Source organism: Thalassospira sp. UBA848, from assembly GCF_002295455.1.
GTDB lineage: Bacteria > Pseudomonadota > Alphaproteobacteria > Rhodospirillales > Thalassospiraceae > Thalassospira.
Window position 1 is genome coordinate 1 of record NZ_DBGS01000080.1, and the last position, 22,938, is coordinate 22,938.

At 56.0% G+C, this 22,938-nt stretch carries 27 protein-coding genes and 1 tRNA gene; 10 read left to right on the top strand and 18 right to left on the bottom strand.

What is annotated here, in order from left to right; translation table 11 throughout:
• Nucleotides 1–183: 183 nt before the first annotated feature.
• The gene (gene glpD, locus B2R48_RS11190) at nucleotides 184–1,728 is read left to right on the top strand and encodes a glycerol-3-phosphate dehydrogenase (protein WP_297000288.1); all 1,545 of its coding nucleotides are present in this window, start codon (nucleotides 184–186) and stop codon (nucleotides 1,726–1,728) included.
• 22 nt (nucleotides 1,729–1,750) lie between these two features.
• On the opposite strand, the gene B2R48_RS11195 is transcribed toward glpD, so the two are convergent.
• The gene (locus B2R48_RS11195; RefSeq protein ID WP_297000291.1) at nucleotides 1,751–2,020 is read right to left on the bottom strand and encodes a TfoX/Sxy family DNA transformation protein; all 270 of its coding nucleotides are present in this window, start codon (nucleotides 2,018–2,020) and stop codon (nucleotides 1,751–1,753) included.
• 122 nt (nucleotides 2,021–2,142) lie between these two features.
• Between B2R48_RS11195 and B2R48_RS11200 the strand changes: the two genes are divergently transcribed.
• A complete protein-coding gene (locus tag B2R48_RS11200) occupies nucleotides 2,143–3,930 on the top strand; it encodes a Na/Pi cotransporter family protein (protein ID WP_297000293.1) in 1,788 nt (595 codons plus the stop codon).
• A 12-nt stretch (nucleotides 3,931–3,942) separates the two neighbouring features.
• Here B2R48_RS11200 and B2R48_RS11205 read toward each other — a convergent pair whose 3' ends face one another.
• Nucleotides 3,943–4,395, bottom strand: coding sequence for a GNAT family acetyltransferase (locus B2R48_RS11205; protein ID WP_297000296.1), 453 nt, complete (start codon nucleotides 4,393–4,395; stop codon nucleotides 3,943–3,945).
• A gap of 219 nt (nucleotides 4,396–4,614) precedes the next feature.
• Nucleotides 4,615–5,301 (bottom strand): hypothetical protein, encoded by a 687-nt coding sequence (locus B2R48_RS11210; protein ID WP_297000298.1) that lies wholly within the window; start codon nucleotides 5,299–5,301, stop codon nucleotides 4,615–4,617.
• A gap of 210 nt (nucleotides 5,302–5,511) precedes the next feature.
• On the opposite strand from B2R48_RS11210, the gene B2R48_RS11215 reads away from it, so the two are divergent.
• The 3 genes from B2R48_RS11215 (at nucleotide 5,512) to B2R48_RS11225 (ending at nucleotide 8,065) form a co-directional block, all read left to right on the top strand.
• Complete coding sequence (locus B2R48_RS11215; RefSeq protein ID WP_297000301.1) at nucleotides 5,512–5,679, top strand: response regulator; 168 nt, start codon at nucleotides 5,512–5,514, stop codon at nucleotides 5,677–5,679.
• Entirely contained in the window at nucleotides 5,645–6,535 is an 891-nt protein-coding gene (locus tag B2R48_RS11220) for an ATP-binding protein (protein ID WP_297000304.1), read from the top strand. The genes B2R48_RS11215 and B2R48_RS11220 overlap by 35 nt, the downstream gene beginning before the upstream one ends.
• A gap of 225 nt (nucleotides 6,536–6,760) precedes the next feature.
• A complete protein-coding gene (locus B2R48_RS11225; protein WP_213474382.1) occupies nucleotides 6,761–8,065 on the top strand; it encodes an adenylate/guanylate cyclase domain-containing protein in 1,305 nt (434 codons plus the stop codon).
• Nucleotides 8,066–8,074: 9 nt separating this feature from the next.
• Here the strand turns inward: B2R48_RS11225 and B2R48_RS11230 are convergent, their stop codons facing one another.
• From B2R48_RS11230 to B2R48_RS11295, 14 genes are all read right to left on the bottom strand, one after another.
• Nucleotides 8,075–8,458 carry a hypothetical protein gene (locus tag B2R48_RS11230; protein ID WP_297000308.1) on the bottom strand — a complete coding sequence of 128 codons (384 nt, stop codon included), beginning with the start codon at nucleotides 8,456–8,458 and terminating at the stop codon, nucleotides 8,075–8,077.
• 140 nt (nucleotides 8,459–8,598) lie between these two features.
• On the bottom strand, nucleotides 8,599–9,189 hold the full coding sequence (locus B2R48_RS11235) for a hypothetical protein (RefSeq protein WP_297000310.1): 591 nt from the start codon (nucleotides 9,187–9,189) through the stop codon (nucleotides 8,599–8,601).
• 74 nt (nucleotides 9,190–9,263) lie between these two features.
• Nucleotides 9,264–9,536 carry a RebB family R body protein gene (locus B2R48_RS11240; protein ID WP_213474384.1) on the bottom strand — a complete coding sequence of 91 codons (273 nt, stop codon included), beginning with the start codon at nucleotides 9,534–9,536 and terminating at the stop codon, nucleotides 9,264–9,266.
• A gap of 57 nt (nucleotides 9,537–9,593) precedes the next feature.
• Nucleotides 9,594–9,917 carry a RebB family R body protein gene (locus tag B2R48_RS11245; RefSeq protein ID WP_062957538.1) on the bottom strand — a complete coding sequence of 108 codons (324 nt, stop codon included), beginning with the start codon at nucleotides 9,915–9,917 and terminating at the stop codon, nucleotides 9,594–9,596.
• A gap of 70 nt (nucleotides 9,918–9,987) precedes the next feature.
• Complete coding sequence (locus B2R48_RS11250) at nucleotides 9,988–10,212, bottom strand: RebB family R body protein (RefSeq protein WP_062957537.1); 225 nt, start codon at nucleotides 10,210–10,212, stop codon at nucleotides 9,988–9,990.
• Nucleotides 10,212–10,394 (bottom strand): hypothetical protein, encoded by a 183-nt coding sequence (locus tag B2R48_RS11255; protein WP_297000320.1) that lies wholly within the window; start codon nucleotides 10,392–10,394, stop codon nucleotides 10,212–10,214. The genes B2R48_RS11250 and B2R48_RS11255 overlap by 1 nt, the downstream gene beginning before the upstream one ends.
• Nucleotides 10,391–10,699, bottom strand: coding sequence for a RebB family R body protein (locus B2R48_RS11260; RefSeq protein WP_062957535.1), 309 nt, complete (start codon nucleotides 10,697–10,699; stop codon nucleotides 10,391–10,393). Before B2R48_RS11260 ends, B2R48_RS11255 begins: the two co-directional genes overlap by 4 nt.
• 11 nt (nucleotides 10,700–10,710) lie before the next feature.
• A complete protein-coding gene (locus B2R48_RS11265; protein WP_062957534.1) occupies nucleotides 10,711–11,010 on the bottom strand; it encodes a RebB family R body protein in 300 nt (99 codons plus the stop codon).
• Between the two features lie 126 nt (nucleotides 11,011–11,136).
• Nucleotides 11,137–11,472 carry a RebB family R body protein gene (locus B2R48_RS11270; protein WP_033067648.1) on the bottom strand — a complete coding sequence of 112 codons (336 nt, stop codon included), beginning with the start codon at nucleotides 11,470–11,472 and terminating at the stop codon, nucleotides 11,137–11,139.
• Between the two features lie 234 nt (nucleotides 11,473–11,706).
• Nucleotides 11,707–12,030 (bottom strand): RebB family R body protein, encoded by a 324-nt coding sequence (locus B2R48_RS11275; protein WP_008890488.1) that lies wholly within the window; start codon nucleotides 12,028–12,030, stop codon nucleotides 11,707–11,709.
• A gap of 150 nt (nucleotides 12,031–12,180) precedes the next feature.
• On the bottom strand, nucleotides 12,181–13,413 hold the full coding sequence (locus B2R48_RS11280) for an RNA polymerase sigma factor (RefSeq protein WP_297000327.1): 1,233 nt from the start codon (nucleotides 13,411–13,413) through the stop codon (nucleotides 12,181–12,183).
• A 242-nt stretch (nucleotides 13,414–13,655) separates the two neighbouring features.
• Entirely contained in the window at nucleotides 13,656–14,207 is a 552-nt protein-coding gene (locus B2R48_RS11285; RefSeq protein ID WP_297000329.1) for a hypothetical protein, read from the bottom strand.
• Entirely contained in the window at nucleotides 14,207–15,790 is a 1,584-nt protein-coding gene (locus tag B2R48_RS11290) for a hypothetical protein (RefSeq protein ID WP_297000331.1), read from the bottom strand. Before B2R48_RS11290 ends, B2R48_RS11285 begins: the two co-directional genes overlap by 1 nt.
• 218 nt (nucleotides 15,791–16,008) lie before the next feature.
• Nucleotides 16,009–16,084 (bottom strand) — tRNA-Thr (locus B2R48_RS11295).
• Nucleotides 16,085–16,289: 205 nt separating this feature from the next.
• Here B2R48_RS11295 and B2R48_RS11300 point away from each other — a divergent pair.
• Entirely contained in the window at nucleotides 16,290–17,063 is a 774-nt protein-coding gene (locus B2R48_RS11300; RefSeq protein ID WP_297000334.1) for a class II glutamine amidotransferase, read from the top strand.
• Here B2R48_RS11300 and B2R48_RS11305 read toward each other — a convergent pair whose 3' ends face one another.
• Complete coding sequence (locus B2R48_RS11305; RefSeq protein ID WP_297000336.1) at nucleotides 17,064–17,846, bottom strand: DeoR/GlpR family DNA-binding transcription regulator; 783 nt, start codon at nucleotides 17,844–17,846, stop codon at nucleotides 17,064–17,066.
• Between the two features lie 198 nt (nucleotides 17,847–18,044).
• Here B2R48_RS11305 and B2R48_RS11310 point away from each other — a divergent pair, with 198 nt between their 5' ends.
• The 4 genes from B2R48_RS11310 to B2R48_RS11325 are packed head-to-tail and all read left to right on the top strand — an operon-like array spanning nucleotide 18,045 to nucleotide 22,916.
• On the top strand, nucleotides 18,045–19,022 hold the full coding sequence (locus tag B2R48_RS11310) for an ABC transporter substrate-binding protein (protein ID WP_297000339.1): 978 nt from the start codon (nucleotides 18,045–18,047) through the stop codon (nucleotides 19,020–19,022).
• Complete coding sequence (locus tag B2R48_RS11315; RefSeq protein ID WP_297000342.1) at nucleotides 19,022–20,758, top strand: ABC transporter permease; 1,737 nt, start codon at nucleotides 19,022–19,024, stop codon at nucleotides 20,756–20,758. The genes B2R48_RS11310 and B2R48_RS11315 overlap by 1 nt, the downstream gene beginning before the upstream one ends.
• Nucleotides 20,746–21,828 carry an ABC transporter ATP-binding protein gene (locus B2R48_RS11320; protein WP_297000345.1) on the top strand — a complete coding sequence of 361 codons (1,083 nt, stop codon included), beginning with the start codon at nucleotides 20,746–20,748 and terminating at the stop codon, nucleotides 21,826–21,828. Before B2R48_RS11315 ends, B2R48_RS11320 begins: the two co-directional genes overlap by 13 nt.
• Nucleotides 21,828–22,916, top strand: a complete 1,089-nt coding sequence (locus B2R48_RS11325; RefSeq protein WP_297000347.1) for an MBL fold metallo-hydrolase — start codon at nucleotides 21,828–21,830, stop codon at nucleotides 22,914–22,916. The genes B2R48_RS11320 and B2R48_RS11325 overlap by 1 nt, the downstream gene beginning before the upstream one ends.
• The last annotated feature ends 22 nt before the right edge of the window (nucleotides 22,917–22,938 follow it).

Here is a 22,938-nt window from a genome sequence, read left to right on the forward strand (position 1 = left end):
TCGTTCACGAATGAACGTTTTCTTGTTTGTCGGTGTTCGCTGTTTATTTGCGATATCTAACGTATGTGCGTGCGTTTGCCGCATGGCTGTGTCGAATAAATGTCACAATTCGAAACTTGAAAATTTTCGAAAATGAACTATTTTTCTCATCAAAGAGTTTTCCTTCTACGATGAGAGGCCCCCATGGCTGGCACTTCAAACTATGATCTGATCATTATCGGCGGCGGCATTAATGGCGCCGGGATCGCACGCGATGCGGCGGGCCGGGGCCTTCGCGTATTGCTGTGTGAAAAGGATGATCTGGCCAGTGCCACCTCGTCGGCCAGCACCAAGTTGATCCATGGCGGGTTGCGTTACCTTGAGCATTACGAATTCCGTCTGGTGCGCGAAGCACTGACCGAACGCGAAGTATTGCTGGACAATGCACCGCATATCATCTGGCCGCTGCGCTTTGTTCTGCCGCACCGCAAGGATCTGCGCCCGGCCTGGATGATCCGTCTTGGATTGTTCCTTTATGACCATCTTGGCGGGCGCAAAAAGCTTCCGGCGTCCGAGGGCATTTCATTCGCCAAGCACGTATCCGGTGCGCCCCTGCGGGACGAGATGACAAAGGGCTTTGTCTATTCCGATTGCTGGGTTGATGATGCGCGCCTTGTGGTCCTGAACGCAATGGACGCGAAGGACATGGGGGCCGAGATTTTGACCCGTACCGAATGTGTCGGGGCGAGCCGGTCAGATGATGGTTGGAATGTGACGCTGCGCGATCAGGAAACAGGCGAAAACCGCTCTGTGTCAGGCCGCATGCTGATCAATGCCGCCGGGCCATGGTGTGCCGATCTGATCAATCCGGAAAACGGTGTCGTCAAATCCGATACCAGGGCCAATATCCGCCTGGTCAAGGGCAGCCATATTGTCGTGCCCAAGATGTTTGATCATGATTTCTGCTATATCTTCCAGAACGGCGATGGCCGCATTGTTTTTGCTATTCCCTATCAGGATGACTTCACCCTGATCGGCACCACGGATGTCGATTTCAAGGGCGATCCGTCCACGGTCAAGATTGATCAGGATGAAATCGATTATCTTTGCAAGCTTGCCAGCGGCTATTTCAAAAAGCCGATCGCATCGGATGATGTCGTCTGGACCTATTCCGGGGTGCGGCCGCTTTATGCCGGTGAAGGCGCGGAAGCGAACGCGTCCAAGGTATCGCGTGATTACACCCTGAAACTCGAAGCCAATGGTCATCAGGCCCCGGCACTTCATGTCTTTGGCGGTAAAATCACCACCTATCGCAAGCTTGCCGAACATGCGCTTCAGATCATCTCAAGGGAACTGGGTGCCAAGGATACCCCCTGGACGGCGGGGGCATCATTGCCGGGCGGGGATTTCCCCAATGCATCTTATGACGCGGCCTTTGCATCCTATGCTGCACGCTATGACTGGATGGACGCGGTGATGCTCAAACGCCTTCTGCGCGCTTATGGTACGCGGATCGAACAGATCATTGGCAATGCCAAGGGTGTTCGTGATCTTGGCAAATGTTATGGCCATGACCTGTATGAGGCAGAGGTCCGCTATCTGATTGATAACGAATGGGTGCGCGACATCAATGATCTGCTCTGGCGTCGTTCCAAGCTTGGTCTGCGTCTGTCTGGCGATCAGGTTGCGGATCTTGGCGAACGTCTTGCACAAGAAAACCGCGACCATAAATCGGTTGCGGCTGAATAAGCCATCTCATGCCCGCGAACTGTCAGGCTTGATGGTTGGACAGTTCGCGGCGCAATCTTTGAAGCAGGGACCTGAGTTCTTGCTTGCGCGCAGGCGTGATATCGCGCCAGTCGCGATCATGGATCGCCCCTTCAAGCGCATAAAGATAATTCAGGCTGATTTTCTGTTCGCTGGCAAAGCGAAACAGCAATCGGCATGTGGTTTCCTCAATGCCGAGTGCGCGCAACTGATCACCGTTTTCAATTCCGATTTCGCTGAGTTCCCGCGAAGAGGTCGGGCCAATATTACGCATGTCATTTCTTCTTTCGCGCGATAAATCTTCTCCCTGTCGATGATGCGTCTGCCACCTGACAGTCTTGATAAACTGCGCTATGGTCGGTTTGTTTTCAACTGATTACCTCGACTGGTTCGCTGATGCCCGCAGTCCTGAAACCCATCCTTGCAAGTGTTGTACTGCTTCTTGTGACCATACCGGTGGCAAGGGCTGCTGGTGATGTTGTCGCGCTCGAAACCTGGTCGATGATGATCGGCCTGGTCGGTGGTCTTGCCTTGTTCCTGTACGGGATGGATCATCTTGCCGGGGCGCTCAAAACCCTTGCCGGGGCAAGGTTGCGCCGGGTGCTGTCGGGCATGACACGCAATCGCCTGTGGGCGGCGGTATCGGGTGCGGTCATTACCGGGTTGGTTCAATCTTCAAGCGTTACAACCGTGCTTGTGGTCGGGTTCGTCTCAGCCGGGTTGATGCCCTTTGCCCAATCGATTGCCGTGATCATGGGTGCGAATATGGGCAGCACACTGACAGCCCAGATCATTGCCTTTCGCGTGGATGCCATCGCGCCGCTTTTCATTGCGATTGGTTTTGCCATGACGATGCTGGCCGATCGAAAACGCTTTTCGCTGATCGGCAAGGCGGTGCTGGGTATGGGGATGCTGTTCTTTGGCATGGGCATGATGAGCAATGCCATGGAACCGCTGCGAACCTATGCCCCGTTCATTGACCTGATGAGCCAGATGAGCAATCCGTTTCTGGCCATGCTGGTGGCGGCGGCTTTTACTGCGCTGGTGCAATCAAGTGCCGCGACCATGGGGATTGTCATTGTTCTTGCCGGGCAGGGGCTGGTGCCCCTTGAAAGCGGGATCGCGCTTATTTTCGGGGCCAATATCGGCACATGCGTTACGGCCCTTCTGGTGACGATTGGCAAGAACCGCGATGCATTTCGAACCGCCCTTGGACATATCCTGTTTAATGTGGTCGGGGTTTTGATCTGGTTGCCCTTCATCGATCAATTGGCGCGTTTGGTTGAGGTCATTACCACTGGCCGCACACCAGAAACGACGGATATCGCGCGCGAAATCGCCAATGCTCACACGATCTTCAATGTCGCCAACGTCATCCTGATGATCGGCTTTGTGCCGTGGATCGCGCGTTTGATTGAAAAGCTCGTCCCCGCAGAAATCGATGCAGAGCCACGGCTCAACCCGGAACCGAAATACGTTATTCACGAACTGACCGTGGCTCCGGCCGCCGCACTCAGTTTGCTGCGGAGTGAAGTCATGCATATGGGGGATGTGGTGATTGATGTGGTGCGCCTTGGCCGGGAAAACTTGCGCAATCCGACACGCCCGAAGCTTAAAAAGCTTGGTGAACTGGATGACGGGATCGATAGCCTGCAGGATGCGATTGCGCTGTTTGCCGCCAAGTTGCGCCGGGCCGAACTGCTGGCGGGCGACGTTAACCGGATGCAGAACGAGCTTGCGGTCAGCAACCATCTTGAGGCGGTTGGTGATCTGATCAGCGAGGAAATGGTCAAGCTGGTCGGCGAATGGCTTGATATCCGCCACATGCCATCAGATGAAAGCCGCCAGAAAATGGCAGAGCTTTACGAAATCGCCGAGGACTGCCTGAAACAGGCCATGACCGCCTTCACGGCCGAGGATATTGAGGCCGCCAACCATGTGCTTGGCCGCAAGAGTGAATTTGCTACCAAACTTGATGCCACACTGCGCAAGGTCAGTGATGAGATCGGCCCGCGTGACCTTGATATTCGCCGTTACCGGATTGAGGTCGCCATGGTGGAGCGCATCAACCGCCTGTATGAGCGCGCGCGCCGGATCGCACATGCGACAATCGCGATCAAAAATCAGGAAGAACCCGCCCCGGATGAACAGAACGCGGCATCGACAATTGCCGACGCCATGTAATTCGCGAACAGATCAGCGATCCGCGGGTGGTGTGTCGATGTCCTTTTGCATGACCGTGACATCGCAGGCGCGATACCCCAGATGGTGATAGAAATCCTGCGTCGCGTGGTTATCTGCACGCACCATCAACTGCATGCGCCAAACACCCTGATTACGCAGCCAGTTTTCCCCGACTTCTATCAGGCGGCGACCAAGACCTGATTTCTGCAAATTTGGCGCAACAGCCATATAGTAGACCCAACCACGATGCCCGTCATGACCGGCCATGATGGAGCCGATAATGTTATCGCTGTTATCTTCCCAGACGAAAAGGGTGGCCTCGTCACTTTCAAGGGCAAAGCGCACATCCCATTGCGGCGGATTATACGGGCGATAAAGCCCGGTTTCCTGCCAAAGGGCTGTTAATGCCGGGATGTCCGAAAGGATGGCAGTTCTGGGCTGGGGCTTTGGGGCGTTGGTCGTCATGGTGCTTCTTTCATGGGGCAATATTTAGAAGCACGTCACAATGATTGCATTGTGCACGACCGTCAAACCCAATCGCACGGCAAGCCGATGAAATTAAACGTCAAAACGCAAAACGCCCCAAGGGGAGCCTTGGGGCGCGGTGCGGGTCCGGGGTATCGGTTGGGATGGGGGAAATCCCCGGACCGGGGTGGGGACAATTTTTGACGTTAAACGAATGACTTAGCTGATCGGGCGGCCGGTCACGCTGCTTAGTTCCATTTCGCGGACAATGTCACCGGCTTGGTTGGTGATGGTGGCGCTAAAGGTGCCGCGCGGCGTTTCGCTGATGTCGCCCAATTTGAGTTCGCCATTGCCAAACCGGATCACGATCGCATTGGCAAGAAGCGTCATCTGATCGGCGGTGAATTTGCGATCATAGCGCGATGCCTGATCCATTTTCGGTGTGCCGATCAGTTTGCGCAGGTCATGGCGGGTGCCGCGATCCATGCGGCCGGTTTGTTCATCAAATTTCAGAACCTTGACCACATCACCAGTGGCATTAAGCAAGACAACATCAATCTTGCCTGCTTGTTCGGAGGCCCTGGCTTCACCGGTCTTGAGGTTGGCTTCACCCATTTTCAGAAGCATCGCATCAACCAGCGTGCGGGCTTCATCAATGGTCAATGGCACGGCGCGTTCGCGGCCTTCGCCATGGAACATGCCGCCTTTGCCATGCTTGCCGTGTTCGCGATATTCACCGCGTTCGCCGCGCATATGGTCGCGATCACCGTGACCGCCGCCAAACATCGACCACTCGCCGCCATGGTCACGTTCGCCCGGTGATGCATAAGTCGCAGCAAGCGGGGTGGCGATCATGGTGGTGGCGATCAGTGTGGCGGCAAGTTTAAGCGTGTTTTTGCGTTTCATCGGGGACCTCATCAGGTTTGTGGGGGATCAATGTGTTGAGGTCCGTTATCGCCTACGATTGTCGCGAAATGATCCCGGAAAACCGGTAAATTGGTCGCAAGATTTGCCAAATGGGCCCTTTGCGACAATCTGATACAAATTGCCGTTTCTGCCGGCGTGACCAACGCGTTAGGTTAGGTTGAGCAAAGAGTTTTGATTTCAGGACCGCATATGAGCGACCAGCCCCACATTCTTGTTGTTGATGATCACCGTGATATCCGTGACCTTCTGGGGCGGTATCTGCGTCAGCATGAATATCGTGTGACGCTGGCATCCGACGGGCGCGAGCTGCGCAAACTGATGAATGATAACATTGCCCCCGCCATGGTTTGTCTTTGATAACCTGTTGCGGGTTCTGGCGTCGGGACTTGTTATCGCGGTCATTGCCTTCTTCCTGGCACGGCGGATTTCCCGGTCATGGGATGTGCTGACCCGTGCGGCCGATCGCGTCGGGCGGGGGGATTACCCCGAACCGGTGCCTGAAACAGGCCCGATTCAAATCCGGCGGGCAACAAAGGCCTTCAACCGTATGACAGCCCGTCTCAAACGCTTTGTCGAGGACCGCACCCGGATGCTGGCAGCAATTTCACACGATCTGCGTACGCCGATCACGTCGCTACGTCTGCGGGCCGAGTTTGTTGAGGACCCGGAAAATCGCGCGCGCATCATCGAGACACTTGATGAAATGGAACAGATGGTCGAAGCGGCCATGACTTTTGCCCGCGAAGAAACCGCAAATGAGGAAACCCGCAAGATCGACCTGACCGCGCTTGTTGAATCCGCGGTCGAGGATCTGGCAGAAACCGGACGCCCGATTGCATTCATCGGGGAGGGGGACCCCCGCGTTTATCCCTGCCGCCCCCTGTCGATCAAACGCGCCTTTGGCAATCTGGCGGCGAATGCGCTGAATTTCGGTGACACGGTCGAGGTCTCGGTGCGTGATGCCGACGATGGCGGTCTGTGGATTGAAATTGCCGATGATGGTCCGGGGATTCCCGTCGAGCAGCGTGAACAGGTGTTTGAACCGTTCTTCAGGATTGAAGAGTCACGCAATCGTGACACCGGGGGCATAGGACTTGGAATGGCGATTGCGCGCACAGCCATCCGTGCCCATGGTGGTGAGATTTACCTTGAAGAATCGCAGAAAAGCGGGCTTCTTGCGCGGATCTACCTGCCACCGGCGCAGCCACAATAGCTGTCATTTCGATCAGTCCGAGGGCCTAAGAATTTTCTCCTGACACAGTGCGACAGTTTTTTGACAAATAGGCCTTGCAAAACAAATGACCAATAGTCATTTGTTGCGTGGATTTTTACTTTGCCAAATCGAGAATTGCGAAATCGCGTTGTTGTTCTATTTAGGGTCTGGATTTGACCCAGCGGCAATGCAACAATCAAGCAGACGAATGGACGGAGCATACCTATGACCAATAACCAGTCTTCAACGGGGGTGGTAACCCCGCTACCCGGGACAAATAACGCGCAGGCCGCGCGCGGTTTTGTGCGTTCTGTGAACGACTGGCTGATGGAATGCGCGCTTGATGATACCGACATAAGCGAGCTTCTGTCAGGTATGGCCAGCCGTTTGGTGGCATCGGGAATTCCGGTTGACCGGGTTATGGTCGCCTTTAAAACCCTGCATCCATTGTACGAGGGGGTGTCTTACATCTGGACCAAGGAAAACGGCCAGGTCGAGCGCACCACCCACATGGGGGGGGATGACAAGGGCCACGACTGGGACGAAAGCCCGATGAAGTGGATGCTTGATAACGATGTCAGCTTCATGCGCCGTCATCTGATTGGTCCAAGCGCAGTTGTTGATTTCCCCATTCTGGAAAGTTTCCGCCGAAAGCGTGGCACGGATTACTATGCGCTGATGACCCCGTTCGTCACGGACAGCGACAGCACACTCGATAGCAACCGCATCTTCATGACCTATCTGACGCGGCGGCCCAGTGGCTTCTCGGACGAGGATCTGGCCATCCTGTCAGGTATCCAGCGCCGGTTTGCGGTGTCGTGCAAAATGCGCATCAACCACGAAGAAACCAGTACCATTCTTGAAACCTATCTTGGTACCGATGCCGGGCAGCGGGTCCGCAATGGCCAGATCAAGCTGGGTGACAGCACCAAGACACGCGCGGTGATCTGGTTTTCGGACATGCGCAACTCGACCTCGGTTGCGACCCATGTCGGCGATGATGCGTTTCTGGGGGAAATGAATGATTTCTTTGGCGCAACAGCGGGTGCGGTTCTCAAGCATGGCGGGCAGGTTCTGCGCTATATCGGCGATGCGACCCTTGCAATCTTCCCGATTGACGAAGACGAAACCAACCTTGAAACCGCCTGTCACGCGGCACTTTATGCTGCGGCCGAAGCACAACTGAATATTGACGCCCTGAATGCGCGGCGCGAGGCAGAAGGAAAGCTGCCGTTCGATTACGGTCTTGGCATGCATGTCGGCGATGTGATTTACGGCAATGTCGGCGTGTCTGAACGTGTCGACTTTACTGTGGTCGGGCAGGCGGCAAACGAGGCCGCCCGTATCGAACAACTTACCAAGCAACTCGGCAAACGCGTTCTTGTCAGCGCGGTCGTGGCGCAATTCATTTCCTGCCCGACGTCAGAAATGGGTGCCTATGAGCTTCCGGGCACCGGGGTCAGTGTTAAACTGTTTGCGCCTGATTTTTCCGAAGCTTGCCACCGTATCGAGCTGATGCGCGCAGGATAGGTTTATTGACTACTTCTGCGCCAATTCAGCAATCCGGGCGAGCAACGCTCCTAAAAGTCTGATCCAAAAACTCAGGCTTATCATGGTGGAAAACACTGGCAAAAATGCCAGCAGGAAGCAAACCGTTGCAGGGAGTGTTTGTTGATAAAGTGCGTAGCCAGAGACGACAGCAATCAACGGCGCGAAAAAAAGACCGGTAACAAATACCCCATACCGATCGAGGGGATTGATTGGGGTCCGTATTTTCCAATGGAATTCGCCGCGCAAAACATCGGGTATGTAGGGTAGAGCAGCGAACACATTCAATGCGAGAATCCCACCATAGATCGACAAGATGACGCCTTGGGGAGCATGGGTTTCGATAAAATGGCTTGCTGGCTCGTTATCAAGCAAGTCGATACACGCGAGGACAAACGCTACGAGCGCAGGCAGTGCAATTATCCTCTGGAAGTGCTTCGAGTATCTGTGATTCATTCACAAATTTTATCGACGAAAAGGTAAGTTGCAACCAATTAGCCCCGTTTGGCGCAACACTATGCCAGATTATCAAAATCCTTCACCACGCTGCTGGCAGCTTCACCAACACTGGTGAAGGTTTTTTGTGCGTCCGTAACCGCCTTGGTCGCGGCAGCGATGATTTCGTCGTAGGGCGACGGTTTGTTTTCTGCGAGCATTTTCTGCATGGCAACACCGGTGGTGGCCGATGCCATCGACATGATATTGCGCATATAGTCGGTTGAATCCTGCACCGCGTAGGCTGCGGCCTGAGCGACCTTTTGATAGGCGACACCATTTGCACCGGGGATCGCCCCGTTCAAGACGGCATGATTGGTGGTGCCGACAGCCTGGACGATCTGCGGGTTCAATGCCGTGCTAAGCGGCGGTGTGCCTGGTGGATTGTCAGGGGCTGCCGGATCGTTGGCAGAATTGCTGCTGCTCGCATCATCCGGGGCGCTGCCATCTTCGCTTTTCTGGCTGGCGGATGCGTCGTTTTGGGACGTGTCAGCGTCGCTGTCAGTTGAACCGCCACTGGCTGACGGGGCACCCGCACTGCCTTGTGCGTTATCCTGGTCACCGCCGTCCGGTTTCGGATCTTCGTTTGGTTTGTTGTCTACGTTAGCCATCGGAAACCTCATTTTCGACTGGTCGCAGGACCGGATTATGGATGGTTGCGAAACAGGGCAGGGCGTTTAAACCATCAGCTGGTCTGGTTGCCGCCACCATTATTTGATCCCATGCCGCCGCCGGAACTATCCAGAATCATTTTGCAGGCACTGGACGTGACGGCATTGCCGATCTGTTGCAGGCCACCCTGGGTCTGCATGGCGTTTTGCATCGACAGACTGATGGAATGAGCCATCGTCTGATACACAAGCCCCATGGCCTGTGCCGGCGCTTCGCCCAGAACCTTTACGTTGTTCTGGGTCACCGCGTCGGTGATTTGTGAATTTACAGGGGTGTTGTCTGCCATTTCACGCCCTCATGTTTATGACCATTGCCGGTCTCAAAGACCGGACTGGTCGGGTGCCTAGCGGCGGGTTGCTGCCAAAATTACGAGAAGTGTCAAAAGCGCATCGCTGTTGTCAGACCGGCCAAGCTTGGCGGTGGCCTGTGCGCCAGCCATGGTGTTGACGGAGTAAAGCTGCATCACGCCCTGATTCGTGGCGGCCTGTGAACACATTGATGCCTGCTGTTGAGCCTGTACTGCGTTCTGGAACAGGATCGATGTCGAGTGCGCCGCACTCTGATAAATCGAACCCATCGCATTCGCAGGTGCAGAGCCAAGAACACTGACCGCACTCTGGGTGACTGAGTCGGTAATCTGACCGTTCACCGGGGTTGGAATTGCCATGTTATCCTCCGAAAAGGCGGTCGGTCTGACCGCATATCCTTAGACGTCGCACGGACGCGGTTGTGATCAATTAGCCAGCCTGCGCGGTGATCATCGCGACAAGCTTCGATGTTGATGTATTGGCAACCTGTTGCATGTTGCCTTGTGTCAGGGTGGCGTTTTCCATCGCAAGACCGGTCGCATGTGAATGTGACTGCATCGCGATGGAAACGGCCTGTGCCGGGCTTTCGCCCAGTACCTTCACGTTGGTCTGGGTAACGGCATCGGTTACTTGCGGGTTGACGATATCGCTCATTACTGGACCTCGTTGCTTTCGCCCTCTTGCCCACCGGCGTTGTCGGGCCCGCCGCGAAACCGTGCATCAATCTCGCCCCAGGCGGTTTCATACCAATGCCGGGCGGCTTCGCCATCGTCTGCGGGATCGTCTTCCGGCGCAGTATCGGGATTGGTGCCGAGCGGTGCGGCCCCGAACTTCAAGTCGGGTTGTTGTTGACGTCCGTCTGCTTCGCCCGGCGCATGACCGGACCGGTTGCGGTAAAAAAATTTGGTTTTTGGTCCTGAACCGACAAGGTGGCTTTTGCGCACTCCATGGTGGTCGCCAGACTGGCAACGGCCTGTTGCTGCTGTTCATTGACCATGTTTGCAAACAGGATGCCCTGCGCCTGTGCTTGCGACAGATAGGACTGCATCGCGCCCATCGCCGGGCCGTTGGCAATGACAGACGTGTTGGTCTGGGTGACGCTGTCGGTGATCTGTTCGTCGACTTCGTTTGGATTGCTCATCGGAATGTTCCTTACTGGTTGCGGCGATTCATCATTTGCAGAACGCTTTGGGTCATGGTCGTCATGCCGATCATGGCATTCTGCTTTTGGGCGGAGACCATGTTCGCCATCAAAATGTTCTGCGATTGCGCCTGTCCCAACATCGACTGCAGGGCGGCATAACCCGGACCCGCCCCCATGGTGGCGACATTGGTCTGGGCAACGCTGTCAGTGATCTGGTCGGAAACCTCGCACTGGTGCATGTCGGTGTTGTGATCGACATGGCCGTGCTGGGATTTCTTGCCGTCTTGCGCAGGTGGTGCCGATGGCATGTCCGTCTCCTTGGCTGGCGGAAGTGGTACGTATCGTGATGACGTTGCACTTTGATGTTTGTGATAGAAAAAGCCCGGCAAGCGTAAGCATGCCGGGCGGGTTTGGCGGCGAAACCAGTTTCGATGTTACGACACGGATGTTCCGGTCGTTGCCTTGAGAGCCGACAAAAGCGAAAGCATATTGTCGGGAACGTCGCTTGCTGCGAGCTTCGACGTTGCAACAGCACCCGCCATGGTGTCGACAGAATAAACCTGAATGACGCCCTGATTGGTGGCTGCCTGGGAAGAAATGCCGACCTGCTGCTGGGTGCTGACAGCGTTCTCATAGAGAATACCGTGCGAATGCGCCAGCGACTGGTACAGCGAGCCCATGGCCATTGCCGGCGCGTCGCCCATTACCTTTACATTGGCCTGGGTGACAGCGTCGGTAATCATGCCATTGACCGGAGTGTTATCAGCCATTGTGTATCTCCTGGTTGCCTAAAGAAGTGCCGGAAGGAAAGCGTGCTTTCATCCGGCCCTTTCCGCATGTCTTGCGGTCAGACAGTTGACGAGGGGCTTATGGTGTTGTGACGTCAGGCCGGGCAAAAAAATGGCGCTGTCCGAGGGCATTTCACAAACAGAAATCGGGCGGTCGCATTGATCTGCGACCGCCCGATTTGAAGCCGGCTGCCCGGGCCAAAGGGTGCGGGGAAATCAGCCTTTGGTTGCCTGAAGGGCAGTAAGAAGCGACAGCATGTTGTCGGGTACGTCGCTTTTGGCAATTTTGGAGGTCGCAACAGAGTCTGCCATCGTGTCGACCGAATAGATCTGGATGACGCCCTGATTGGTTGCGGCCTGCGAGGTGATGCCGATCTGCTGCTGGGCGCTGACGGCGTTTTCATAAAGAATACCGGTGGAATGTGCGAGGGACTGGAAGATCGAGCCCATCGCCATTGCCGGAGCGTCGCCCAGTACTTTCACGTTAGCCTGGGTGACAGCATCAGTGATCTGACCATTTACCGGGGTCGGAATCGCCATTGTAAACTCTCCTTCGTTACGCTTTGCTGCTTGCTGTTGTGTTTCTGCCGGGGTTTCGCCGTCCCGTTTTCAGTCTATCGACGCTGGGTGTCAGTGGTTGTGACGCGTCTTTTTTTGCGCAGTGTCTATTTTTTTTTCGTGCGGTGGGCATTACTGAATGCCCGACGCTCTCAGGTGCTCACGTGCGAGCTGAACACGTTTGCGCACTGCACAGTTGCTAAGCCCAAGGGCGCTTGCGATCTCGTCATAGGTGCGATCCTGGACACAGCGCATCAAAAGCGGTTTGCGCAATTTTTCCTGCATGGCCAAAAGAGCTGTTTCAAGCTGATCAAGCTTTTCACCGGCAAGATAGGACTCTTCCGGACTTGGCGTGACCGGGGCGGTCATGGGGGATGCCGGTGTGTCCGCAGCGCCATGGGTTTCTTCGCGGTATTCCGCCTTGCGCCGGTTCTGGCGGTGTAAATCAATACAGGCATTGTGGACAATGCGCGAAAGCCAGGCGCGATGGTTGCGGATCTCGTCCATGGAATCTTCGAATTTGGTCGATGCCTTGACCATCGCCTCGGACAGGGCGTCTTGTGCGTCGTCCATGTTGCCTGACATCAGTTTCAGGCATTGCTTCAAAAGTGTGTCCTGTTGATCGATCCAAAGCGGCCAGAAATTCGGCGCTGCGGGTCCGGCAGAGGTTTCTTTTTGCGCACCCGGTTGTGGTGCGTTCGGGTGTTGATCCTGCTCTGTATCGGACGTTTGCGGTTGGGTCGGTGGTTCGGCCGGTGGGGTGGATGGCGATTGCGGGATAGGGTGCCGCAATGTCGGATTTTCGCCACCCGGAATAATACCACGCAGGATATCAAGCGGATCAATCGGGGATGCTGTGCCGGGACCACCGAGTGCACCGGCAATGATGTCTTCCGGGCTGGGGCCGCTGCGTGAGGGTTCAAGCCCCGGAAAACCCGCCAGTGGATTGAAGTCCGCCGGATATCCGGGCGGGGGACTATACGTGTTGTCCGCTGTTTTTTCCGCATGTGTCGGCTGGGTTGATTTGTTGGCTTGTTCGGGGGCCGTGGCGGGCGATTGTTCCATTCCGGACGCCGATGCAGCGGCTTGGGTAATTGCATGTGCATCAAGGGCTGCATTTGCGCGGATGCCCGACCAGTTCCGGTCGCTGCGTGGATCACCCGTGTCCTCGGTTTTGGCAAGCTTTGCCAGATAGTCCTCAGCAATGCGTGCCCGTTGTTCCGGTTTCAAACGCGACCAGATCGACGTTACCTTGTCATCATCGCCCAACGCCAGCGTAAGGCTTTGCTCAAGTGTTTTGGCAAAGCTGATCTCAGCTTCGGTCAGGGTTGTCTCATCCTGCGGACTGTTCTTTTCATTCTGCACTATGGACCCCTCCGGTTGATTGACTGCAACCATAGGTGATTTGGATTTGCGGTAATCATTATGACGCGACCGCAACTAAAATGTGAAAAATATTTTTAATACATCCTATGGTTGTGGTGATGTGCGCAACGGCACAGCCGTCGCAACGCGGGCTTTCAGACATATCGGGACGCGATATCGCGCGTTGACGCGCTTGTTATTATCTTTGGTGGTGCAGGTCAGGAACGTTGATTGTCCTGTGCCTATGTCTTTTTGTCCGACGCAGGCTTTTGACGCCCGGAGCCGGATTTTCCGGGTTTTTGTTCGTGATCCGGGGCTTGCGGCGGAAACGCTTCTGCAAGGGCGGTCTCCACCTTCTCATACAAGGCCTGCATACGCAGATCGATTTCGTGGGCGATAATGTTTCGGATCTCGTTTGCGATCTCGAACATGATCTGTTGACCGTCATGTGCATTCGGATCAGACGCCATCTGTGGTGCACCTTGTTGTGCGGGCTTTTGGGCCTGTTGTGGCGCGCCCTGTTGAACGCCCTGTCGCGTGCCGGCTGGCGGCTGCGGTGCTGTTTGCCCGGAACCCTGCTGGCCGATTGGTCCCTGTGGGGGTTGGGTGCCCGATTTCACGTTTTCCGCGTGACTGGCAATTGTCTGCTTTTGGTCAAGAACCTGTGCGCGGGCCCGTTCGGCCGCCTGGGACATGGCTTGCTGGGTTGCCATATATTCCTGATTAAAGGCTTTCCTGACGGCATCCTTGCGCCCGCTTGCCGTGGCAATATCGTTTTGTGCCTGTCCGGTCATCAGCTGCCTCCCTTGCTGCTGCCAGCACGCCCCGTATTGCCGCCTTTGCTTTTGGTCGCGCGGGTGGACCGCTTGGCCGTCGATTGCCTGGCGGGGGTGGTTGTGCTGTTCGCGTCACCATCATCGGTCGATTTCGATGCGGGTTCGTTAACGCCGGATGCATCCGATTGTGTTTCTGCGCTGGTCGCTGTTGATGCCGTCTTTGCAGTGTCGAGCATGAAGGCCGGCGGAATGAAGCCGTACTTTTCAAGATCTGCGACATCAGGATCATCTGGCAGGCCGGTCAGGCTGGTTTCAAGCCGTCCTCGACTATCGGCAATCATGCTTGCGGCCCGGCAGGCCGAATGATCGCTTTGGGCATTGCAGGTCAGGATCGCCGTCGGGGTGCTGGTTCGGGCTTTGGTCATTAACTGTGCTGTGACATCAAAGCTGATTTCGGACTCATAGCGGACCAGAACAATCAGGCCAGCCCCCTTGTCGCCGTCACTTGGTGGTGTGATCTGAGCCCAGAAGGGAATGCTGACATTCGGTTCGATTACAACACTGCCCGCGACGATGGGGCTGGGCAGGCTGCCAACATATTCAAGCTGTACGGGTATCGGCGCATGGTTGGCAAAGATCAGCCGGATCGATGCCAGATCAGGCGTTGCTTCGCTGCCAGCGGTTCCGACAGTCTGTTCGAGATGAAGCGCATGTGGTTCGCCGCTATAAATCGGAACTTCCGAAATCTGGGATGGGGAGCTGTCCGAACCTGCCGTATCAAACAGAAGCGCGCGCAATTGCGAAGGAACTGCGTTTGGCGCCGTGACCGACAATGCGGACCTTGCATCTGGCGTTGTGCCGACATGGAGTGACCATTTGCGCAGCGCGTTCGGCACTTTGGGGGCCAGCATTTTGGCGGAGATCGCTGTATGTGCGCTCGTTTTGTTTGGCGATATCGGATGTCCCTGCGCCATGCTTATCGACCAATCCGGGGTGTCGGTTTCGTTTTCTGCTGTGCCTTGCAATGACGGCATGGCCGTCCGAAACATGTCATCATGGATGACGGGGCCGCTCATGTCGGTTGTGCTGCCATCGGCATGGGTTGTGCTGATCGCCCAATGCGCATTGCCCGTTCGGGGGGCGTTGGGGGGCGCCGGGTTGTGCGACGCGCCATCTTGTGCGAATTCATCTGATTGATAGCTGGCATCGAACCCGCCGAATTCTTCGACAGGGGCCTCAGTTGATGGATTGGACGTTGATGTGCTGGGCGCTGTGGGCGTATCGCCATCAAGCAGATAGCGCTGAATGATCTGAAACGCTGTTTCCATGGGCTGGGGTTGCTGCGATTGCTGGCCCGACCCAGCAGTCGGGGCTGCAGAAAGTCCCGGCAGGCCAAAGTCACGACACAAGGCGGACATCATGTCCATGGCGGCTTGCTCTGCGCTGCCTGGGTCGTGGTTCTCGCTTGGGTTTTCGCTTGGCTCCTGCAGGTTTTTTTCCGCCTCTGCCGGGTCGGCTTCGGCAGAGTTTGGCCCGTTTCCGGGTTTCGGACTGGTTTTGCTTGAAGCCTTGGCTGGTTTGGGCGCGTCACTATCGGTCATGCCTGCACTCCCCAATGGTGCCTTGCAGCGCATAAAAGGGCCGCCATAGTGCCGCCCTTGATCTGCAAGAAGTTATAACAGTTCCTTGCAAACAGACGCGTCTGACCGGGGGATGTGAAAAAGTTTCGCCAGCAAGTGCTGGTTGCAAAGTCACGGGCAGGACCGCAGAAACACAAAACCCCGTCGGGGCTGACCCGACGGGGTTTTGTAAATCAAAATGGTGCTGGCGATAGGATTTGAACCTACGACCTACGCATTACGAATGCGCCGCTCTACCAGCTGAGCTACGCCAGCACGATTCATTTTGTGGCGCGGAAAATACGGACAATCACCCGCCTTGGCAAGAGGTTTGTTATTCTTTTTGCCAACAAGTGCCGGACTTTTGGCCATGCCCTGAAATCAGGGCAGAGACACACAATATCACATTGACCATGCTGTAATTATCCGGCTTAGATGTGCGCGATCAAAATCGACCAAAATCAATACGCGGGGGCAAATCATGTGTCGTTGGCTAAGCTATATCGGGGATCCGGTTTATCTGGAAAAGCTGGTCTTTGAACCACGCCATTCACTGGTCGAACAAAGCCTGCACGCCGAACAGGCCAAAACGCCCACAAATGGCGACGGGTTTGGTCTTGGCTGGTATGACGAACGCCCGACACCCGGGCTCTATCGCGAAATCCTGCCGGCCTGGAATGACCCAAACCTGCGATCGCTTGCTCATCACATCCGGTCCGGCCTGTTCTTTGCCCATGTCCGCGCCTCGACCGGCACCCACACCAGCCGCACCAACTGCCACCCGTTTGCCAACGGACAGTATCTGTTCATGCATAACGGCCAGATTGGTGACTATCCGCTGGTGCGCCGATCGCTCGAAATGATGATCGAGGATGAATTTTACGAAGGTCGGCAGGGCTCAACCGATAGCGAGCTGATCTTTTGCCTGATGCTGACCTTGGGCTTGCGCGAAGATCCGCACCGTGCCATTCGCCGCACGATCGAGGTTGTTGAAAACGAAATGAAGCAGCGCGGGGCAACCGCCCCGTTCCGCTTCACCGCCTGCCTGTCCAATGGCAAAAGCGTCTGCGCTATCCGTCATGCCAGCGACGACAAACCGCCATCGCTTTACTGGCGCAAACGCGATGACCACGTGATCGTCGTCTCCGAACCACTTGATGCCGAAAGCGACAGCTGGAAGGCCGTTGCGCCGAACCACACCCTGCATGTCGAGGGTGATCTGACCATCAGCGAAGAAGCCACGCTTGTTTGCTGATTAAGACACGACAACAATCTGACTGCGCGCCTTGACCAGTGCGCGTTGCAGGGCGTCGCTTGGCGCGGTGTTGAGCAACACAGTCTGAAAATCACTGGCATGGCCGTCGCGGCAGAGTGCTTTGCGGCCAACTTTCTTCTCGTCGATCATCAGGACCGCGTGATCGCAGCACGATACCAGTGCCCGTCTGGCACGGACTTCATCCATGTTGAAGTCGAGCAAATCTCCCTCGTCGCTCATGCCCCCCACGCTGACAATCCCGAAATCGGCGCGCATGCTGCCGAAAAAATCCGCGCTATCGGCACCGATGATATCCAAATCACGCGTACGCACCGTGCCACCAGCAAGGCGTAGCGTGACATTGGGCGCATTTTGCAGCGCCATCACCACATGCAGGTTGTTGGTCAGAACCGTTAAGTTGCGATGCGATGCCAGATGCTGGGCGGCGAGTTCGGCAGTGGTGCCGGTGCCAATGGCAATTGTGCAGCCCTCCGGGATCAGATCAGCAACCTTGGCGGCAATCGCCATTTTGCCGGTGCGGTTCCAGTCCTCGCGTTTTTCATAGGCCGAGTTATCCGGATCGGGTGCCGGGCCCGCCAGACCATGACGGCGAAATACGCGCCCCTGTTCATGCAGATCGCGCAAATCGGTGCGGATGGTCTGGACCGATACGTTAAAGCGGCGTGCCAGTTCCTCGACCGCCATAAAGCCGGTCGATTTGACAAGGGCGACGATGCGGTCGCGTCGGCGATCAAGGGGTACTGCATCAGGCGTTTTAGTCACGGATTTTCTTTCGTTCGAAAGTTGTTATTTCGCTTGTAACCTGAGTATAGACAGGCCGAAACACCGCTGCATAGCCCGGTTTTCCTGTTGAAACATTTAATTCTTGGTGTTGTCACACAACTGAAATCGAAATCCCGATAGCTTCCGGGTCGAAACATTTTCGAACGAAACCTTATTTTCGATCAAGGGATGCCGATCATGCGTAATGTTCTTCTTGCTGCGGTTGCCTCTGCCGCGATGATGCTGCCGGTTGTGGGTCAGGCTGCTGAAAAACTGGTTCTTTATACCAGCCAGCCGAACAAGGATGCCCAGACCACTGTTGATGCCTTTATGGCTGCCAACCCTGAAATTGAAGTTGAGTGGGTCCGTGACGGCACCACCAAACTGATGGCGAAACTGCGTGCGGAAATCGCTGCTGGCGACCCGCGCCCGGATGTTCTTCTGATTGCTGACACCGTGACGCTTGAAGGTCTCAAGCAGGAAGGCCAGCTGCAGGCCTATAAATCCGGCGAAGCAAATGCCTATGAAGACGGTCTTTATGACGGTGAAGGCTATTACTATTCGACCAAGCTGATCACCAGCGGCATCGTTTACAACACTGGCGTCAAAGCGCCGAAATCGTGGAAAGACCTTGTTGATCCGGCGGTGAAAAACCAGATCGCAATGCCAAGCCCGCTTTATTCCGGTGCAGCCCTTATTCACCTCTCCACCCTGACCGAGAACAAGGATCTTGGCTGGGATTACTATCAGGCACTGGCAGCCAACGAAGCACGTGCCAAGGGCGGTAATGGCGGTACCTTCAAGGCCGTTGCATCGGGTGAAAAGCCCTATGGTGTGGTTGTCGACTTCCTTGCCATTCGTGGCAAGGCCGATGGATCGCCGGTTGATTTCGTCTTCCCGTCTGAAGGTGTGACCTATGTGACCGAGCCGGTCGCGATCATGAAAGACGCCAAGAACGTTGATGCCGCGCACAAGTTCGTTGACTTCCTTCTGTCCGAAGCTGGTCAGGAACTGGTGCTTGATATGGGTTACATCCCGGCGCGTAACGACATGGCGCTTCCGGCCGGCTTCCCGGCACGCAGCGAGATCAAGTTGATGGACTTCAATCCGGCCATCGCGCTGGAACAGGCCGAAGCCAACAAACAGAAATTCGCAGACATCTTCGGGGCTGAATAATGCAGGCTACAGGTCGCCTTCGCGGCGTTCTGCCTGGCATAATCGCCAAACCAAATGGCAACCGGTCTTCGGACCGGTTGCTGATTTGGTTGGTGGTGCCGGTATTTGTTATTTCGATTTTGCCGATCCTGCGCCTTGGGTTTGAAGGTGTGATGGTCGGTGGTGTGCCTTCGTTTGATTATTTTCGTGACGTGCTGGGCAATTCATCGACCTGGCGGGCCACGGCAAACAGTCTTTATACCGCCGGTCTGGGAACGATTATTTCCCTTTTGATTGGTGGGGCTTTTGCCTTCTTGGTCGCACTGACCGATATACGGGCCAAGGCGGCATTGGTGTTCTGTTTCATGATCCCGATGATGATCCCGCCACAGATTACGGCGCTCAGCTGGGTGCAACTGACCGGACCCAGCAGTGCGCTTTTAAATGCCATTGGCATGGCTCCTCCGCTGGGATCGCCCCAACCGCTTTATTCGGCTGAGGGCATCGCCCTTTTGCTGGGGATCCAGCATGCCTCCATCGTGTTTCTGACATTGCGGGCAAACCTGCGTATGTTGCCACGCGAACAGATCGAAGCCGCCCGTCTGGCGGGCGCACGCGGCGGGCGTTTGTGGTGGCAGATCATTTTGCCGCTGACCAGTCCGGGCCTGATTGCCGGCACCGCGATGGCCTTTGTCACCGCACTTGGTAATTTTGGCATTCCGGCGATGCTGGGCATTCCGGCAGGCTACCAGACGCTGCCGACATTGATTTATCAAAAGCTTGCCGGATTTGGTCCGTCCGTTCTGGGCGAGGTTTCCGTCCTTGCCATGCTGATCGGGGCGATTGCGATATGCGGTGTGGCACTGCATCACCGTTTACTGTCCAAGCGTGACTATCGGCTGATGGGGATGGTCGGGCGTCCTTTGGATGTGAAACTTGGCGCGCGCCGGGGTGTGGTTGAAATGGCCCTTTGGACGGTATTGGTCGCCATTCTGGTTATTCCGCTTCTAGCACTCTTTACCACCGCACTGGTTCCGGCCTTTGGCGTCAAGCTGACATTCGCCAACGCGACGTTCGAGGCGTTCCACGAAGTCATGTTCGTGCAGCCATCCACAATTCGCGCGTTTCAGAACAGTTTTGTCCTGTCCGTGGGGGCGGCGGTGACGCTTGTTCTGATGTGCCTGCCGCTGGCCTATGTGATGGTGCGCAGGCCTTCGAACCTGACCAAGCTGATCAATCTTCTGGTCGAGGTGCCCTATGCCTTGCCCGGCGTGGTTTTGGCGATTGCCTGCATCTTGTTGTTTATCCGCATTCCGCTGGTTGATGTCAGTTTGTATGGCACGCTTGCGATCATCTTTGTCGCGTACTTGGCGCGTTTTCTGGTGATTGCGCTGCGTCCGGTGATGAACAGCTTTACCCAGCTTGACCCGGCCCTTGAAGAAGCCGCCCAGGCCTGTGGGGCAGGGCTGTCGCGCCGCTTGCGCGATATTCTGTTGCCGCTTGCCGCACCTTCGGCTGCTGCCGGTGCGCTTTTGGTCTTCCTGACCGCCTTTAACGAACTGACCGTTTCGGCCCTTTTATGGTCGGCCGGGAACGAGACGTTGGGCGTTCTGATTTTCAATCTTGATGACAGTGGCGACACCGTTCTGGCTTCAGGCGTGGCGGTTCTGGTCGTACTGGTGGTGATCGCGCTGATGAGCTGTTTTCAGCTTGCCGCGCGTCGTTTGCCCAAAGGAGTTGTACCGTGGCAGACATAAATCTTTCGCGCATTACCAAATGCTTTGGCGACTATCGGGCGGTCAATCAGGTCTCGCTTGATATTGCCGATGGGGAGTTCGTGGCTCTGCTGGGCCCGTCCGGCTGCGGCAAGACGACGCTATTAAGGTTGCTTGCCGGGTTCGAGGAACCCGATCACGGCCAGATTTCACTGGGCGGTCAGATCATGGCAAGTCCTGAAAACAACGTCATGATCAGTCCCGAAGACCGCAATCTTGGCATCGTGTTTCAGTCCTATGCCCTGTGGCCGCATATGACAGTCGCGCGCAATGTCGGCTATCCGCTTGAGGTGCGCGGGCTCAGCCGGGCCGATCAGGATCGCAAGATCGCCGAGGCACTCGATATCGTCGCCCTTGGCCCGTATGCCAATCGCAGTCCGTCGGAACTATCAGGCGGGCAGCGTCAGCGCGTGGCACTGGCAAGATGCCTGGTCATGGAACCACGCGCGGTGTTGCTTGATGAACCGTTGGCCAACCTTGATGTTCATCTGCGTGAAACCATGCAGCAGGCGTTTCTGGATTTCCATCGCCGAACCGGGGCGACGATGATTTACGTCACCCATGACCAGTCCGAAGCCATGGCGATGGCGGATAGGATTGCGGTGATGGACAAGGGCCATATTCGCCAGATGGCAGCGCCTGAAACGCTTTATCGCGAACCGGCCGATCTGATGGTCGCGGGCTTTGTCGGCGCAGGGGCGGTATTGCCGGTGCGCGATGTTTCTGTTGGTGGTGATGGCACCTGTTCAGTCCAGCTGGGCGAAAGCAACATTACCGCGCGCATCTGCCCGAAACTGGCCGATGGCATCGCGGCGGCCAATGCCGGTTTGTGTCTGCGGCCCGAGGATGTCTGGGTCGCGGATGAAGCACCTTTGCGCGGACAGGTCGATGATTGCGTCTATCTCGGCGGGCGTTTCCGCCTGTCGGTTCGGATTGGCGATGATCAGACCTTACCGGTCTATGCCAACCGCCGGGCCCGCATTGGCGAGCAAGTCGGCCTTCAGGTCAAAGACGGCTGGGTGTTTGATCGCATGTCGGGTGAGGCCGCCTGATGTCAGCCCGCATGCGTGTTCTTTCCGGTCTTGGCGAAAAAGGCCCGGCTTGTTTGCGACTGGAATTCTTTAACCGGCGTTGGCTGCTTGATTGCGGTGTCGGCCCCGAAAGTGATCAGGGTTTTGATCCGGCATGGCTGAATAAAGTTAACGCCGTTTTCATTACACACGACCATATCGACCATATCGGGGCGGCGGGTGAAATCGTTGATGCCGGTTTGCCGATCTATTGCACCGAAGTCACCGCGAGATCGCTTCCCAAGGGAGCGAATGTTGTTCCCTTGCCACCCGTCGGGGAAATTCAGGTGGATGGCGTGACCGTCACCACTGGACGTACAGGCCATTCATTTGGCGGGGTCTGGTTGCATTTCGAACTGGGTGGCGGAGTGCTCTATTCCGGCGATTTCTGTCAGGAATCTGATTATTTCCTGTATGACGCGCCGCCCGATGCCGCAACGGTCCTGCTTGATGCATCCTATGGCATGGAACAGCTGACCCAGCAGGTCCGTATTGATAGTCTTTTGACCACCATGACCAAGCTGGACGGGCAGATCCTGTTTCCCGTGCCACCCAGTGGCCGGGCGGCAGAAATGGCGTTGTTGTTCGAGCGCCATGGGCTGACCGACTGGTCGATGGATGTTCGCTGCTATGGGCAGGTCAAGCAGGTGCTTGATGCCCATGGATCGGACTACGTTGCAAGTGATGCGATCCGTCAGTTGCGCAGTCTCAAGGACAAGGCCAAGTACTTCAATCCGGATGCAAGGTTGCTTTTGTGTCATGCGCCATGCGCGACCTTTGGCAAGGCGCGCGACCTGATTGATCAGTGGCAGGATGCGGGGCGGATGGGGTCAAGCGCGCATGTGATCTTTACCGGTTTCATGCCGATCGAGGCGCGCAAGATGGTGGAAAAGGGTCATGCCCATTTCCGGCGCTGGAACGTGCATCCGCTGGCAAGCCATGTGATTGACCTTGCCAATCAATGCCATGCCATGCAGGTCGTCCCGTTATTCACCAGCCGTCCAGAGGACTTTGGACTTGTCGACGGGTTTGACGGGCGGCTACAGCTTGCAGATCGGTTCTATTTGTAATGCACAACAAAGGTAATGCCCG